Origin of the sequence: Bacillus sp. AFS059628 (assembly GCF_002571225.1) — a bacterium.
Classification (GTDB): domain Bacteria; phylum Bacillota; class Bacilli; order Bacillales; family Bacillaceae_G; genus Bacillus_A.
The window spans coordinates 1-338 of record NZ_NVEC01000103.1 but is presented as its reverse complement, the minus strand read 5'-3'; the positions used below and the strand labels follow the sequence as shown (position 1 = coordinate 338).

At 43.2% G+C, this 338-nt stretch carries 2 tRNA genes; both read left to right on the top strand.

What is annotated here, in order from left to right:
* The first annotated feature begins 133 nt into the window (after window positions 1-133).
* Window positions 134-210 (top strand) — tRNA-Ile (locus COL05_RS28330).
* An 8-nt stretch (window positions 211-218) separates the two neighbouring features.
* Window positions 219-294 (top strand) — tRNA-Ala (locus tag COL05_RS28325).
* The last annotated feature ends 44 nt before the right edge of the window (window positions 295-338 follow it).

Genomic DNA, 338 nt, shown 5'->3' with positions numbered 1-338 from the left:
TCTATGGAGAATTGATGAACACTGTTCATCAATATAAGTTTCCGTGTTTCGTTTTCGTTTAGTTTTGAGAGTTCAATAAAAAGTATTGACTCTTAAATGAGGATATGATATAAATAAATCCTGCAATTTGTATGGGCCTATAGCTCAGCTGGTTAGAGCGCACGCCTGATAAGCGTGAGGTCGATGGTTCGAGTCCATTTAGGCCCACCATACAACTTGGGGCCTTAGCTCAGCTGGGAGAGCGCCTGCCTTGCACGCAGGAGGTCAGCGGTTCGATCCCGCTAGGCTCCACCAAAAAGCTATTTTAAATAGCAAATGGTATGTTCTTTGAAAACTAG